Origin of the sequence: Streptomyces sp. NPDC052109 (genome assembly GCF_040680195.1) — a bacterium.
In the GTDB taxonomy this organism is placed as follows: domain Bacteria; phylum Actinomycetota; class Actinomycetes; order Streptomycetales; family Streptomycetaceae; genus Streptomyces.
Window position 1 is genome coordinate 152,948 of sequence record NZ_JBFAWF010000004.1, and the last position, 13,791, is coordinate 166,738.

General features: G+C 72.7%; 13 protein-coding genes. 8 read left to right on the forward strand and 5 right to left on the reverse strand.

All coding sequences use genetic code 11. The features are described from left to right. Positions 1 to 76: 76 nt before the first annotated feature. From AB0L59_RS11640 to AB0L59_RS11650, 3 genes are all read right to left on the reverse strand, one after another. Positions 77 to 334: a hypothetical protein gene (locus AB0L59_RS11640; protein WP_365581820.1), complete on the reverse strand. Its 258-nt coding sequence runs from the start codon at positions 332 to 334 to the stop codon at positions 77 to 79. Continuing rightward, entirely contained in the window at positions 331 to 1,194 is an 864-nt protein-coding gene (locus AB0L59_RS11645) for an isocitrate lyase/PEP mutase family protein (RefSeq protein ID WP_365581822.1), read from the reverse strand. The genes AB0L59_RS11640 and AB0L59_RS11645 overlap by 4 nt, the downstream gene beginning before the upstream one ends. 158 nt (positions 1,195 to 1,352) lie before the next feature. Beyond that, entirely contained in the window at positions 1,353 to 2,009 is a 657-nt protein-coding gene (locus AB0L59_RS11650; RefSeq protein ID WP_365581824.1) for a ThuA domain-containing protein, read from the reverse strand. 81 nt (positions 2,010 to 2,090) lie between these two features. On the opposite strand from AB0L59_RS11650, the gene AB0L59_RS11655 reads away from it, so the two are divergent. After that, positions 2,091 to 2,723, forward strand: a complete 633-nt coding sequence (locus AB0L59_RS11655) for a VOC family protein (protein ID WP_365581826.1) — start codon at positions 2,091 to 2,093, stop codon at positions 2,721 to 2,723. A gap of 387 nt (positions 2,724 to 3,110) precedes the next feature. Continuing rightward, positions 3,111 to 3,512, forward strand: coding sequence for a VOC family protein (locus AB0L59_RS11660; RefSeq protein WP_365581827.1), 402 nt, complete (start codon positions 3,111 to 3,113; stop codon positions 3,510 to 3,512). Here the strand turns inward: AB0L59_RS11660 and AB0L59_RS11665 are convergent. Beyond that, positions 3,495 to 4,181 carry an AraC family transcriptional regulator gene (locus AB0L59_RS11665; RefSeq protein ID WP_365581829.1) on the reverse strand — a complete coding sequence of 229 codons (687 nt, stop codon included), beginning with the start codon at positions 4,179 to 4,181 and terminating at the stop codon, positions 3,495 to 3,497. The two genes, AB0L59_RS11660 and AB0L59_RS11665, sit on opposite strands and share 18 nt — an antisense overlap. Positions 4,182 to 4,902: 721 nt before the next feature. Continuing rightward, the gene (locus AB0L59_RS11670) at positions 4,903 to 6,141 is read right to left on the reverse strand and encodes a YihY/virulence factor BrkB family protein (protein ID WP_365581831.1); all 1,239 of its coding nucleotides are present in this window, start codon (positions 6,139 to 6,141) and stop codon (positions 4,903 to 4,905) included. Between the two features lie 131 nt (positions 6,142 to 6,272). Between AB0L59_RS11670 and AB0L59_RS11675 the strand changes: the two genes are divergently transcribed. From AB0L59_RS11675 to AB0L59_RS11700, 6 genes are all read left to right on the forward strand, one after another. After that, positions 6,273 to 7,910, forward strand: coding sequence for an acyl-CoA dehydrogenase family protein (locus tag AB0L59_RS11675; protein ID WP_365581832.1), 1,638 nt, complete (start codon positions 6,273 to 6,275; stop codon positions 7,908 to 7,910). A 381-nt stretch (positions 7,911 to 8,291) separates the two neighbouring features. Further along, positions 8,292 to 9,578 (forward strand): GAF domain-containing protein, encoded by a 1,287-nt coding sequence (locus AB0L59_RS11680; protein WP_365582193.1) that lies wholly within the window; start codon positions 8,292 to 8,294, stop codon positions 9,576 to 9,578. Between the two features lie 176 nt (positions 9,579 to 9,754). After that, on the forward strand, positions 9,755 to 11,089 hold the full coding sequence (locus AB0L59_RS11685; RefSeq protein WP_365581833.1) for a hypothetical protein: 1,335 nt from the start codon (positions 9,755 to 9,757) through the stop codon (positions 11,087 to 11,089). 91 nt (positions 11,090 to 11,180) lie between these two features. Beyond that, the gene (locus AB0L59_RS11690) at positions 11,181 to 11,753 is read left to right on the forward strand and encodes a GNAT family N-acetyltransferase (protein ID WP_365581835.1); all 573 of its coding nucleotides are present in this window, start codon (positions 11,181 to 11,183) and stop codon (positions 11,751 to 11,753) included. Positions 11,754 to 11,880: 127 nt separating this feature from the next. Beyond that, positions 11,881 to 11,964: a putative leader peptide gene (locus AB0L59_RS11695; protein ID WP_310739661.1), complete on the forward strand. Its 84-nt coding sequence runs from the start codon at positions 11,881 to 11,883 to the stop codon at positions 11,962 to 11,964. A gap of 127 nt (positions 11,965 to 12,091) precedes the next feature. Next, complete coding sequence (locus AB0L59_RS11700; protein ID WP_365581837.1) at positions 12,092 to 13,789, forward strand: nitrite/sulfite reductase; 1,698 nt, start codon at positions 12,092 to 12,094, stop codon at positions 13,787 to 13,789. Positions 13,790 to 13,791 lie beyond the last annotated feature (2 nt).

The following is a 13,791-nucleotide window of genomic DNA, read 5'->3' on the forward strand; positions in this document are numbered from 1 at the left end:
CGGGCACCTCCCGCACGGGCTGCCCGGCCGTCGCCGTATCCGTGTATGCGGTTGTCCTCGGGTGGGGGGTTGCCGGTCAGTCGTCGTCGTGGGGGTGACCGGCGGCGCCCACCAGGGCCTCGACCACGTCCACGGCGCTGCCGTCGTGGTCGCTGCCGGCCGTGCCGCTGCCGGTCTGGACATTGGCCGCGCGGTCGACCTCCAGCCAGGAGTCGGCATGGGAGTTGTCGATCACGGTGATCAGGCTTCCCGAGGCGACCGCGGGGGCGGCGCCGGCCCCGAGCAGTACGGCGGCCACGGCGCCGATCCCGAACCGGGTGACGGAACCGGTCACACGCCCACGCCCTCGGGGGTGAGCCGTTCGCGGGCGATGTTGCGCTCCAGCAGGCTGGTGGAGGCCTTCACGCCGATGCCGCTCGCGGGGTCCACCTCCGGCAGCCGGCCGTCGGCCGCCTTCAGGTCGGCGAGCGCGGAGTTCATCGCCTCGTGCGCGGCGAACAGGCACGGGGTGCTGTAGATCGCGACGTCGACGCCGAGGTCGGACAGTTCGCCGAGGGACAGACGGGGCGACTTGCCACCGGCGATCTGGTTGAACAGCAGCGGCTTGTTCCCCACGACCTCACGGATGCGCTTGATCCACTCGACGCTGCGCACCCCGTCGACCAGGACCACGTCGGCGTCGGTCGCCGCCAGCCGCTCCGCGCGGTGCAGGATGTCGTGCTCGTCGGTGGCGTCCGTACGGGCGACGACGACCAGGTCCTTGCGGGTCTCGAGGACCTTGTGCAACTTCTCCAGATACTCCTCCAGCGGCAGCACCTGCTTGCCGTCGGCGTGGCCGCAGCGGCGGGGCCGCTTCTGGTCCTCAAGGATCACACCGGAGGCGCCGATGCGTTCCAGCCCTTCGACGACGTGGCACGCGACCTCGGGGTCGACGTATCCGTCGTCGATGTCGACCAGCAGGTGATGGTGCGGGAACGCGCCCCGCAGCCGCTGGACGAAGGCCAGCATGTCGGGCCAGGCGATGAAACCGATGTCCGGCAGCCCGTAGTACGAGGCCGCGAAACCGAATCCCGAAACGAACATCCCGTCGTAGTGCTTGGCCGCGATCGACGCCGAGTACATGTCGTGCACGCCGATCAGCGGTGTGGTCCCGGGCCCGGCGATGCGCTCGCGCAGCTTCTTACCGTAAGTCAAGGTCCGGCTCCTCCTGTGGGTGGGTGACGCGGGGCGGGATGGGTCGCCGCGTCTCGACGCCCTTTGCCGAAACAAGAGCATCTCTAGAAACTCACGTGACCTTCCATAAACGCGAGCTTTACTCACCCCAATGGTGGAACGGGTTCACCGCAGAAACGTCACGCGTCGAGCCGGCCCACCCAGCCGAGACCTCCGTCGAGGTGGACCAGGAAGTCCGGGTCGCGGTAGGCCTCCGGCGCGTGACCGAGCGCCGTGTAGAAAACGCGACCCCCGCCTGCTCCCCGCTCGTGGCACCAGGCCAGCGGATGGTCCGCTCCCATCCCGCCGCCGTCGTACGACGCCTCGTCGGCGCTCAGCAGCACCCGCACCCGTCCGCGAGGGCTGGCGTCGAAGTCGTACCACTCGTCGGTGAAGTCCCAGACGGCCGGCAGTCGGCGGGTCGCCGGGTGGCCGGGGTCCTCGACGACGGCCCGGCCCGGCTGCAAGGCGGGGTGCCGTACGAAGCGGGCGCCGAGCAGGTCGCCGTAGTACGGCCAGCCGTACTCGGTGCAGGCCGCCGCGTGCACCCCGGCGAAACCGCCGCCCTCGTCCACGTACCGCGCGAGCCTCTCCCGGCCGGCCGGGGTCAGCACCTCACCGCTGGTGGAGAGGAAGACGACGGCCGCGTAACCGTCCAGCGGCCGTTCCAGGTCCGCGGGGTCCTCGGTGTGCTCGACGGCGAACCGGCCGAGCGCGCGTACGGCGGCGACGGCGTCCGGGATGGAGTCGTGACGGTGGTCCGCGGTGCGGGTGTAGAGCAGCAGTCGCGCGGCCATGGGACGACCCTATGCCGCCAAGGCCCGCGCCCGCGCCAACTCCCTTGAACCGCCGCGGCGGTGACCCTAGCCTCGCCGGGCATGAACGCCGTTCCCCCGCTGCTGGACCATCTCGTGCTCGGCACGCCCGACCTGGCGGCGACGGTCGCCGACTTCGCCCGGCGGACCGGAGTGACGCCCGCGCCCGGCGGCGCGCATCTCGGCCTCGGCACCCGCAACCATCTCGTGGGCCTGGGCGGCCGGACCTATCTGGAGATCCTCGGCCCCGACCCCGAGCAACCCGAGCCTGCCGGGCCGCGGCCGTTCGGGGTCGGGCGACTGACCGGGCCGCGCGCCCTGACCTGGGCGATCAGCCCACCCGACCTGGAAACGGCGATCACGGCGGCCCGCGCGCGGGGCTACGACCCAGGGCCCCCGCACCCGATGAGCCGCCGTACGCCGGACGGCACCGTGCTGCGGTGGCGGCTGACCGACGGCGGCCACGCGCACCCCTCCGGTCTGGTCCCGTTCCTGATCGACTGGGGCGGCTCCCCCCACCCGACGGCCTCGGGCCTGCCGGTCACCCCGCTGCTGGAGATCACCGCCACGGTGCCGGATCCGGACGAAGTGCGCCGCCCGCTGGCGGCCCTGCGCACGGGGCTGACACTCGCCGCGGGACCGGTTGCGCTGTCCTTCACCGTGGACACGCCCAACGGCCCGGTGACCTTCGGCTGAGGTGCCGGACGCGGGGGAACGGGTTTGCCGGACCGTGGGCCCGCTCTCACTCACCCGACGTTCGTCCGCGGGTGCGCTTCCGCGCACGTATCCGGGCGGCCGGTCGCCGGAACAGGTCGGCGGACCTCGGGCGGCCGGGCCGACGTGCGCAGGAGCGGGCGCCGGCCGAACAGGGGCTGCGCGGGTGGAGCGGGAGCGGGTCGTCCCGCCGGACGTCGGGGCACATCGCCGGTGACGGGCAGCCGTGACCAATCGCGCGGGAAGGCCAGGCCCGACCAGACCCTCCCTGTGCCCCGCCCCTCCCCCGCCCACTCCCCGCTCAGCGGCCGCCCCAGGGTGTCCGATTCCTTCAAGACCGGTGGGTGGCGTGCCGCCTACGGTGACCGTATGACTGCACGATTCGCCCTGATCGGCGTGGTGGTCTCCGACCTGGCCTCCTCGCTCGCCTTCTACCGTCGCCTCGGGCTGGTCTTTCCTCCCGGGGCCGAGGAACAGCCGCATGTCGAAGCGGAGTTGCCGGGCGGGCTGGTGCTCGCGCTGGACACCGAGGAAACCGTCCGCTCCTTCCACTCCGGCTGGCGGCCGCCCGAGGGCGGCGGCCGCGTGGGGCTCGCCTTCCGGTGCGGATCGCCCGCCGAGGTCGACGCCCTCTACGAGGAACTGGTCGCCGCCGGCCACCACGGGGAGCTGAAGCCATGGGACGCGTTCTGGGGACAGCGGTACGCCACCGTGCACGACCCCGACGGCAACGGCGTCGACCTGTTCGCCCCGCTACCCGCCGCCGAGTAGCGACCCGAGCGGCAGGCCCGTCAACTCCCTTACCTCGCGGGCGAGGTGGGGCTGGTCCGCGTACCCCGCGCGCACGGCCGTCTCGGCATACGGCGTCCCCGAGCGGGCCAGGGTCAGCGCCCGTTGCAGCCGGAGGATGCGGGCCAGGGTCTTGGGCCCGTAGCCGAACGCGGCCAGACAGCGGCGGTGCAAGGTGCGGGTGCCCAGGCCGAGTTCGGCGGCGGTGGCGGACACCGTGCGGCCCTCGTCCAGGCGCTCCACCAGCCGGTGCAGCAGCGGGTCGGGCACAGTGGTCTGCGCGGCCCGGTCCAGGGCGATGTCCTCCAGTGCCGTCGCCGGGTCGGCCGCCGCCTCGACACGCGCCCGCAGCCGTCGGACCCGGGCCGTGGGCCAGAGGTCGGCCAAGTCGACCCGCAGATCGCGCAGTTCGTGTGCGGGGACACCGAGCAGGGCGGGCGCCGTTCCGGGGAAGAAGCGGACGCCCGCCCAGCTGCGGAGCGGGCCCTCGGGAACGTGGGGGCGGGTGTCGGGGCCCGCGACCAGCAGCCGGTCCTCGTTCCACAGCAGGTCCATGCAGCCGTCGGGCAACACGGGCCCCACGCCGGCCCCGGCAGGTGTGTTCGTCCACACGACCGCGCCGGTCAGTCGGGACGCCCGCTCCGTGTACACGGTTGCCAGCCTACGTCGCCGGGGTACGTGGCGGGTCACCCCGGACGCGGCCGTGTCCACGGTGGTCGTGACCGGTGCGTCCGGTCGTACGGGCAGCCGGGCCGCGGCGGCCGCGCGGGCGGCGGGCCCGACGGTTCGCGCCGCCTCACGCGCGCGGGGTCTCGACTGGCGGGACGGGACGACCTGGGAGCCGGTACTGGCGCGGCGCCGAAGCGGCGCATCTGGTGTACCCGTCGGACATGGGTGCTCCGGTCGCGCCCGTCCTCCTGCCGGCGCGGGGGCAGGAGCAGGCCCGGTGCCGACGGAGGAGGCGATCTCGGAGTCGGGGGCGGAGTGGACGGTCGTACGGGCCGCGTGATTCGCGCACAACTTCGGTGAGTGGTCGTCGCGGGAGGAGCTGGGGGGTGGATGGGGAGCTGGTGTCTCCCGGCGGGGCGTGCGGGAGCCGTTCGTGGATGTGCGGGACGCCGCGGACGTGGTGGTGGCGCTGACCGGTGTGTCGGGCGGGCGCCGGAGGTGTCCGGGCCGCGGCTGCTGTCCTCCGGCGAGGCGGTCGCCGAGGTCGCGGCGGCGAGGGGCGGGAGCTGGGGTGCCGCGCGGTGGCGCCGCGGAAGCACGGTGAGCGGCTGGCGGGGACGCCCCGGACACCCCCGCCCCCGGCAGGCCCGGACGCCCCGGCACGCCCGGTCGTCCCGTACGCCCGGTCACCCGGCACGCCCCGTCACTTGTCCTGCCGTGCCGTCCCCCCGTCCCCGTTGGCCTCGTGCGGCTGCCGGCCGTTGCTCTCGGGCTCGCGTGCGTGGGGCTCGTGAGCGTCGCGGCGAGGGTCGCGGCCGTTGGTCTTGTGCGGGTGGTGGGCGTGTTTGGCGTGGGTGCGCAGGCGGGCGGTGACGTCCTCGGGGGGCAGGAAACGGGACCAGCGCTCGGGGAACTCCGAGGGCATGTCGGGGTCGTCGGGGTCGACCTCGCGGGCCGCAGCGGCCCGGGCCACGTAATCGGCGACCTGGGCCTCGCGGATCCGTTCGTTGGCGGCGCGGGCGGCGGCGGTGGCGGCGGCGGGCCAGACCCGGTCGATGGCGGCGTTCACGGCCGCGCCGACGAGGACGGCGAAGGCCGCCACGCCGATCCACAGGAGTACGGCGACGGAGGCGGCGAGGGAGCCGTAGATGGTGGCGCCCTCGATGGTGTGCACGAGGTAGATCCGCAGCAGGAAGCTGCCGAGGACCCACATGGCGAGGGCGACGAGGGCGCCGGGCACGTCCTCGATCCAGGGGGAGCGGACGGGCACGGAGACGTGGTACAGGGTGGTCAGGAAGGCGATGGACAGGACGATGACGACGGGCCAGTACAGGACCTGCACCACCGTCTCCGACCAGGGCACCACCCGCACCACCGCGTCCGGGCCGGCCACCATCAGCGGCAGCGCGATCGAGCCGATCAGCAGTGCCACGATGAACAGCACGAACGACATCACCCGCGTCTTCACGATGCCCCGGACGCCGTCGAGGCCGTACATGACGGTGATGGTGTCGATGAAGACGTTCACCGCGCGTGATCCCGACCACAGGGCGAAGACGAACCCGATGGAGATGACGTCGGGCCGGGTCTTGAGGACGTCGTGCAGGATCGGCTCGGCGATCTCCTTCACGCCCTTGTCGGACAGGACCGTCCGTGAGGCGTCGAGGATGTTGGTCTCCAGGCCCTGGATGGTGTGGGCGCCGGTCCAGGTGTCGACGTAGGCGAGCAGCCCGATGAGGCAGAGCAGCAGGGGGGGCACGGACAGCAGGGTGAAGAACGCGGCCTCGGCGGCCAGGCCCAGGATGCGGTACTCCATGCAGGAGTTGACGGTGTCCTTGAGCAGCAGCCAGGCCGTCCTGCGCTTGGAGACGTTCCGGTAGAGGGCTCTGGCCCGGTGGAGACGACCGGCGGGCCGCTCGGAGGATTCACTTGCTGGCTGCACGACCCAAAGGTATCCGCAGCACGGGACCGCCCTCACCTTACGGGGCGGGTGACCGCATCCGGGGCGCCCGGTGGCGCAGCTGTGCCACTCTGGAGGCCATCACCGCCGCCGTCCCGGGTAGGTTCGCAATCATGGCAGGCACCTCCACCCACACCGTGACGAACCAGCCGCCACCGCTGGTCGGCTACGACCTCTTCACCGCCGACCGGGCCCTGGTCGCGGCCGTCGAGCGGCACACCGGCCCGGATGTGCTCGACGAGGTGCGCGCGGAGCTGTCGGCGCTGGGCAGAGCGGGCGGCTCGCAGCAGCTGCAGGAGTGGGGGTGGCAGGCGAACGAGCACCCGCCGCGGCTGCGCACCCACGACCGGTACGGCCACCGGATCGACGAGGTCGACTTCCATCCGGCCTGGCACCGGCTGCTCGGCAAGGGGGTCTCCGCGGGGCTGACCGGGGCCTGGATCCGGCCGTCGGGGCACGTCCGGCGGGCCGCCGGCTTTCTGCTCTGGACCCAGGTCGAGGCGGGCACCTGCTGTCCGCTGTCGATGACCCACGCGGCGGTGCCCGCGCTGCGGACCGATCCCGTGCTCGCCGCCGAGTGGGAGCCGCGGCTGACGTCGACGATCTACGACCGGGAGCTGCGGCCCGCCGCGCGGAAGCCGGGCGCGCTGTTCGGTATGGGGATGACGGAGAAGCAGGGCGGCAGCGACGTCCGCGCGAACACCACCGAGGCCCGGCCGCTGGCCGAGGCGGGCACGTACGCGCTGACCGGGCACAAGTGGTTCTGCTCGGCGCCCATGTCGGACGCGTTCCTCGTGCTGGCCCAGGCCCCGGAGGGCCTGACCTGTTTCCTGGTGCCGCGTGTGCTGCCCGACGGCACCCGCAACGTCTTCCTGGTCCAGCGGCTGAAGGACAAGCTGGGCAACCGCTCCAACGCCTCGGCGGAGGTGGAGTTCGCCGGCACCTGGGCGCGCCGGGTCGGCGAGGAGGGGGACGGGGTGCGGACGATCATCGGCATGGTCGCGGCCACCCGGCTGGACTGCGCGCTGGGCTCGGCGGGGCTGATGCGGCAGTCGGTGGCGCAGGCCGTGCACCACTGCGCGTACCGGGAGGCGTTCGGCGGGAAGCTGATCGACAAGCCGCTGATGCGCAACGTCCTCGCGGACCTCGCGCTGGAGTCGGAGGCGGCGACCACGCTCGCACTGCGGCTGGCGGCCGCGTACGACGACGGCGGTGAACAGGAGCGCGCCTTTCTGCGGCTGGCGGTGCCGGCCGCGAAGTACTGGATCACCAAGCGCTGCGCGCCCGTCGTGGTCGAGGCCGCGGAGTGCCTCGGCGGAAACGGTTACGTCGAGGAGTCGGGGCTGCCCCGGCTGGTGCGGGAGTCACCGCTGAACTCCATCTGGGAGGGCGCCGGGAACGTCCAGGCGCTGGACGTGCTGCGGGCCCTGCAGCGGGAGCCGGGCGCGCTGGACGCCTGCCTGACCGAGATCGGCCGGGCCCACGGCGCCGACCACCGGCTCGACCGGGCGGTGAAGGACCTGTTCACCGAACTCGCCTACCTGGACGGCATCGAGTCCCGGGCCCGCCGCCTCGTGGAACGCCTCGCACTGGTGCTTCAGGGCTCGCTCCTGGTCCGGTACGCGCCCCCGGAGGTAGCGGACGCCTTCTGCGCCTCGCGCCTGGGCGGAGACCGCGGAGCGTGTTTCGGCACCCTGCCAACGGGCCTGGACCTGCCGTCGATTGTCGAGCGGGCCAACCCGCTGGTCTGAATCGCACGCCGCGTGGGCGCGAGCGACCACACACGGCCCGCACCCGCCGAGGCGCCGCCATCACGCACCCTCTGCCGCGAATCCGGCCAGACCCCCGGCGGGGGTGGTGCTGCGCCGACACGGCACCACCCCCACCTCATGGGCACGTTGAGCCCGTGGACGCGACAGCGCGTCGGGGTCAAGTCTCGGCCAGCCTTCGAGCGTCCACCAGGGTTGCAGGGGGTTGCAACTTGTTGGTGCACGTGCGCGGAGTGTGTGCCTCCGGCCTGCCCGGAGCGGCAGTATGAGGGGCACAACAGCCGGACCGGAAACCGCCGCCCGGACGGCTTGACAAGTATGTTCGACGCCCTTTCCGGGAGGACCCCCGTGGTGAACCCGCCGATGAACGTGGCGCGCCTGGCCGCCGTGGACGCGCCGCAGGCGGCGCGGCTGCTGAGCGAGGTACGTGACGCCACACTTGCCGGTCGACGTGCGAGGATCTCGCCGCGGCCGGTGATCGAGCAGTCCTGGGGACGGATGCTGCGCAGTGGTGTCGATCCCGACCGTGATTTCAGGTCCGGGTTGCTGTCCTCCGAGGAAGTACGGCGCCGGCGCGAGGAGTCACCGCTCAGGCAGGTTCTGCCGGTGCTGCGTCAGGGTCTGCTTTCGGTCGCCGACGTCGCCCAGCACATCATGGTCATCGCCGACGCCGACGGGCGGGTGCTGTGGCGGGAGGGCGCCTCGCCGGTGCTGCGCAAGGCGGACGGGCTGGGCTTCGAACTCGGCGCGGACTGGCGCGAAGACGTCGTCGGCACCAACGGGGTGGGCACTCCGGCGGTCGTACGGCGGCCCGTGCAGGTCTTCGCCGCCGAGCACTTCGTCCGCTCGCACGCCTCCTGGACCTGTACGGGCGCGCCGATCACCGATCCCAGGGACGGCCGGCTGATCGGTGTCGTGGACGTCAGCGGGCCGTTGGAGACCATGCATCCGGCGACCCTCGCCTGGGTGGACTCGGTGGCCAAGCTGGCCGAGGCGCGGCTGCGGGAGCTGCATCTGGACTCCCTGGAGCGGCTGCGGTCGGTGGCCGCTCCGGTGCTGGCCCGGCTGGACGGGCGGTCGCTGGTGGTGGACCGGGACGGCTGGTCGGCGGCGGTGTCCGGGATGCCGTACGTGCGGCGGGTCGCGCTGCCCAAGTCGCTGGCGCCGGGCCGCCGGTGGCTGCCGTCGCTGGGTTCGTGCGCGGTGGAGCCGCTGGCCGGGGGCTGGTTGCTGCGGGCGGTGGAGGAACCGGTGGGCACGGCCGCGCGGATCGTGCTGGATCTGGGCCGGGCGGGCCGCAGGACGCTGACGGTGAGCGGTGCGGCGGGTTCCTGGTCGCGTGAACTGAGTCCGCGGCACGCGGAGTTGCTGTATCTGCTCGCCGACCACCGCTCGGGGCGCGGTGCGGCGGCCCTGGCCGAGGATCTCTTCGGCGACCCCTCACGCACGGTGACGGTACGGGCTGAGATGTCCCGGATCCGGCGGTATTTCGGGGAACTCCTGCGACACCGGCCGTATCGATTCTGTGAGGATGCGGAGATCGAGGTGCTTGTCCCCGCCGACCCCCGCGACCTGCTGCCTTCCTCGACGGCACCGGCGATCGCACGGAGACGCACGGCCGCGCAGGAGGGCGGAACCAGTGCTCGGTGAGCGTGTCTTCCGCATATTTGCGGGGTCTTCGCCCTGCGCGGGCCGTTACTGCCGTAGCATCCCCTGAGGGCCTCCTCAGCCGCGTCTCGCGTCAACGTACGGACCACCGGACGCAGTTGGCCCGTCGGCGGCCGCCGCGCCCCCGGCGGCGGAGGAGCCCCGGAAGAGGGGACGAGATGAAGCATCGCGGCAGACACCGCCGGCGCAGGCGGGGCGCTGCACTGCGCGCGGTCCTGACCGGGACCGCGCTGGCGCTCACCGCGGCCGCCACTCTGATCAGCGCGTCCCAGGCCGACGTCACCGACAGTCCCGGCGCGCTCAAACCGCTCTCCTCCCCTGCGGACACCGCCCCGCTCCGGCTTCAGGAGCGGCTGGTCCCGGCCCGCACGCTGGACCGGCTCGCGGCCGCGATGGGCCGTCCGGTCGGCGTGGACGCCGTTCTCGCGAGCGCCGATCGCGAGATGCGCGAGTCCGCCGGCTGCTCCTCCGCCGACCGCGCGTCGCTGCCCGTCTCCCCGGCCGCCGCCCGCGCCTACTGCTGGGACCCGGCGGACTCCGCCGGCACTGCCTGGCGTCCGGCGTCGGTGACCACCGCCGGGGACACCGGCGACGACGGCGTCCGGGGCACCCACCGGGTCGTCCTCGCCGGCTGGACGCACAGCACCACCACGGGCCGCGCCGGCGAGCGGGGCCTGGCCAGGGTCGCCTTCGTGAACGCCGACGACCCCGCGCGCCTCGCCTACCGCTGGGTGCTGCTGGTGGTGCCGGTCGACGGCGGGCGTGACTACCGGGGCCTCGCCTCCGCGATCTCCGGGATGGTCTGGTACCAGGACAAGCTGCTGGTCACCGCCAGGACCGGCAGTGCCGACGCGCTGTACGTCTACGACCTCGACCGGATCCAGCGCACCAGCGTCGACGGGCCCGCGATCGGGCGGGTGCCCGGCGGCTGGTCCGCCGACGGCTACCGGTACGTGATGCCCGCGGTCGGCTCGTACCGCTTCACCGCGGGCCGCTGCGCGCGCTCCGGGCCGCCGTGCCCCGGCGCGCTCGCCCTCGACCGGGGCACGGCGCCGGACAGCCTGGTCGCCGCGGAGTGGACGGCGCCGGACGGCGAGCGGAACGCCCGGCTGTGGCGGTACGCCTTCAGCACGGCTCCCGGGCGCGGCGGGCTGCTCGCCACGGACGCCGCCGGGCGGGTGGAGCCGGTGGAGGCCTACCGGACCAGGGCGGCCGGGATCCGGGGCGTGCTGTCCTACTGGCAGCCCGGGGCGGAGGACGCGTCCTGGTATGTGGGACAGCTGCCCGGCTCACGGGACGGGCACGGCGGGCTGTGGCGGCAGGACGCGGGTGGCGCGAAGGCGGCCCGCTGCGGCGCGGACGGCTCCCACCGATGCTGGGCGCAGTCCGCGGGCTCCCTGTCCTACTGGCAGCAGACGGGCGAGGTGTGGTCCCTGTCGGACCGCATGCTCTTCGCCGTACCCCTGAAGGAACTGGAAGGGGTACTGGGGTGACGGGGCGGCCGAAAGGCCGGAGTGACCGGGGTGATGGCCGGGTGACCGGGTCGATCGACAGACCGGGCGGTGGGATGATTCCCTGGCCCGCATGAGCAGCGTCCCCGTCACCACCTGGTCCCTGGAGCAGACCTCGTCGGCCGATCTTCTGCCCGCCGCCGCCCCCGAGGGCGACGTCCGGATCGTCCGGGCCGAGGTCCCCTCCCCCGAGTTCAGCCGCTTCCTGTACGCCTCGGTCGGCGGCGACATCCGTTGGACCGACCGGCTGAGCTGGACCCGCGCGCGGTGGCAGGAGTATCTGGGCCGGCCCGGCGTGGAGACCTGGGTGGCCTACGACCGGGGCACGCCGGCAGGCTACGTGGAGCTGGAGCCGCAGGACGAGGGCGTGGTCGAGATCGTCTACTTCGGTCTGATCCCCGACTTCCGCGGCCGGCGCATCGGCGGCCACCTGCTGGCGTACGGGACGGCCCGCGCCTGGGACCTGGCCGAGCGGTGGCCGGGGCGGACGCCGACGAAGCGGGTGTGGCTGCACACCTGCAGCAAGGACGGCGAGTTCGCCATGGACAACTACCGGCGACGCGGCTTCAAGCTGTTCGACACCAAGGTCGAGCTGGAACCGGACGCCCCGACTCCGGGGCCGTGGCCGGGCGCGTACCCGGCCTGACCTGCCGGGACAAGCCTCCTGGCAGCGTATGTGAGCGATACCACCCTCGTCCCACATTCCGGGACAAGGGTGTCCGCATGATGGATAAAGCTGGACTGTGTCCAGATCGCCGTGACACGCTTCCGTCATGCCTGGAACTGGAATTGCCTTGGTGAGTCGGCGGCACGTCGACCTCGGCCGCATGTCCAGCGCCATCTGTCCGGCGAGCTGAGCGCCCCAGCACCGCCGAGAACCCCCCGCACCTCATCCCACCTGCGCAATGACGCGCACGCGTGCCCGCGTGCGCGCGTCTTTGCAGGTCAGTGCCGATTCCCACCGGTCCCGAAGGACGTAGAACCATGGCCGCCACTCCGCCGAACCCCGCCGCCTCCGCGCCCCGCCGCAAGGTGAGCCGTCACCGTGGTGAAGGTCAGTGGGCCGTGGGTCACTTCACCCCGCTGAACGGCAACGAGCAGTTCAAGAAGGACGACGACGGTCTCAATGTGCGGACACGCATTGAGACGATCTACTCCCAGCGCGGTTTCGACTCGATCGACCCCAACGATCTGCGCGGGCGCATGCGCTGGTGGGGGCTGTACACCCAGCGCAAGCCCGGCATCGACGGCGGCAAGACCGCCGTGCTGGAGCCTGAGGAGCTGGACGACACCTACTTCATGCTGCGCGTCCGCATCGACGGCGGTGCGCTGACCACCCGGCAGCTGCGGGTGATCGGCGAGATCTCCCAGGAGTTCGCGCGCGGCACCGCCGACATCACCGACCGGCAGAACGTCCAGTACCACTGGATCCGGATCGAGGACGTGCCCGAGATCTGGACGCGGCTGGAGGCCGTGGGCCTGTCCACGGTCACCGCCTGCGGTGACACCCCGCGCGTGATGATCGGCTCCCCGGTGGCGGGCATCGCCGAGGACGAGATCATCGACGCCACGCCGGCGCTGGAGGAGATGAAGCGCCGCGTGCTGAACAACAAGGCGTACTCGAACCTCCCGCGGAAGTTCAAGACGGCCATCTCGGGCTCCCCGCTGCTGGACGTCGTGCACGAGATCAACGACGTGGCGTTCGTCGGCGTACGGCACCCCGAGCACGGCCCGGGCTTCGACGTGTGGGTGGGCGGTGGCCTGTCCACCAACCCCAAGCTCGGCGTGCGCCTCGGCGCCTGGGTGCCGATCGACGAGGTCCCGGACGTCTACGAGGGCGTCATCTCCATCTTCCGTGACTACGGTTACCGCCGGCTGCGCACCCGTGCCCGGCTGAAGTTCCTCGTCGCCGACTGGGGCGCGGAGAAGTTCCGTCAGGTTCTGGAGAACGAGTACCTCAAGCGCGAGCTGGTCGACGGGCCCGCCCCCGAGCAGCCCGTACAGCAGTGGCGCGACCACATCGGTGTGCACCGGCAGAAGGACGGCCGTTACTACATCGGTTTCGCCCCGCGCGTCGGCCGCGTCGACGGTGCCACGCTGACGAAGATCGCCGATCTCGCGGAGGCGCACGGATCGGGCCGGGTGCGCACCACCGTCGAGCAGAAGATGATCGTCCTCGACGTCGAGCAGGACAGGGTCGACTCGCTGGTCGAGGGCCTGGAGGCGCTGGACCTCACCGCCCGGCCGTCCTCCTTCCGGCGCGGCACCATGGCCTGCACCGGCATCGAGTTCTGCAAGCTCGCCATCGTCGAGACCAAGCAGCGCGGTGCCACGCTGATCGACGAACTGGAGCGCCGGCTGCCGGACTTCGACGAGCCGATCACCATCAACCTCAACGGCTGCCCGAACGCCTGCGCCCGAATCCAGGTCGCGGACATCGGCCTCAAGGGCCAGCTGGTCCTCGACGACCGGGGCCGGCAGGTCGAGGGCTACCAGGTGCACCTCGGCGGCGCCCTCGGCCTGGAGCCGGGCTTCGGCCGCAAGGTGCGCGGTCTGAAGGTCACCGCGGACGAGCTGCCCGACTACATCGAGCGGGTGCTGAAGCGGTTCCAGGCCGAGCGCGAGGACGGCGAGCGGTTCGCCACCTGGGCCGCGCGCGCCGACGAGGAGGCCCTTTCGTGAGC

Bases quoted from the DNA above. Each gene is read 5' to 3' on its own strand.
- AB0L59_RS11655 (WP_365581826.1), top strand. From the start codon at position 2,091: ATGAACGCCGTTCCCCCGCTGCTGGACCATCTCGTGCTCGGCACGCCC.
- AB0L59_RS11680 (WP_365582193.1), top strand. From the start codon at position 8,292: ATGAACGTGGCGCGCCTGGCCGCCGTGGACGCGCCGCAGGCGGCGCGG.
- AB0L59_RS11650 (WP_365581824.1), bottom strand. From the start codon at position 2,009: ATGGCCGCGCGACTGCTGCTCTACACCCGCACCGCGGACCACCGTCAC.
- AB0L59_RS11685 (WP_365581833.1), top strand. From the start codon at position 9,755: ATGAAGCATCGCGGCAGACACCGCCGGCGCAGGCGGGGCGCTGCACTG.
- AB0L59_RS11700 (WP_365581837.1), top strand. From the start codon at position 12,092: ATGGCCGCCACTCCGCCGAACCCCGCCGCCTCCGCGCCCCGCCGCAAG.
- AB0L59_RS11690 (WP_365581835.1), top strand. From the start codon at position 11,181: ATGAGCAGCGTCCCCGTCACCACCTGGTCCCTGGAGCAGACCTCGTCG.
- AB0L59_RS11660 (WP_365581827.1), top strand. From the start codon at position 3,111: ATGACTGCACGATTCGCCCTGATCGGCGTGGTGGTCTCCGACCTGGCC.
- AB0L59_RS11695 (WP_310739661.1), top strand. From the start codon at position 11,881: ATGCCTGGAACTGGAATTGCCTTGGTGAGTCGGCGGCACGTCGACCTC.
- AB0L59_RS11675 (WP_365581832.1), top strand. From the start codon at position 6,273: ATGGCAGGCACCTCCACCCACACCGTGACGAACCAGCCGCCACCGCTG.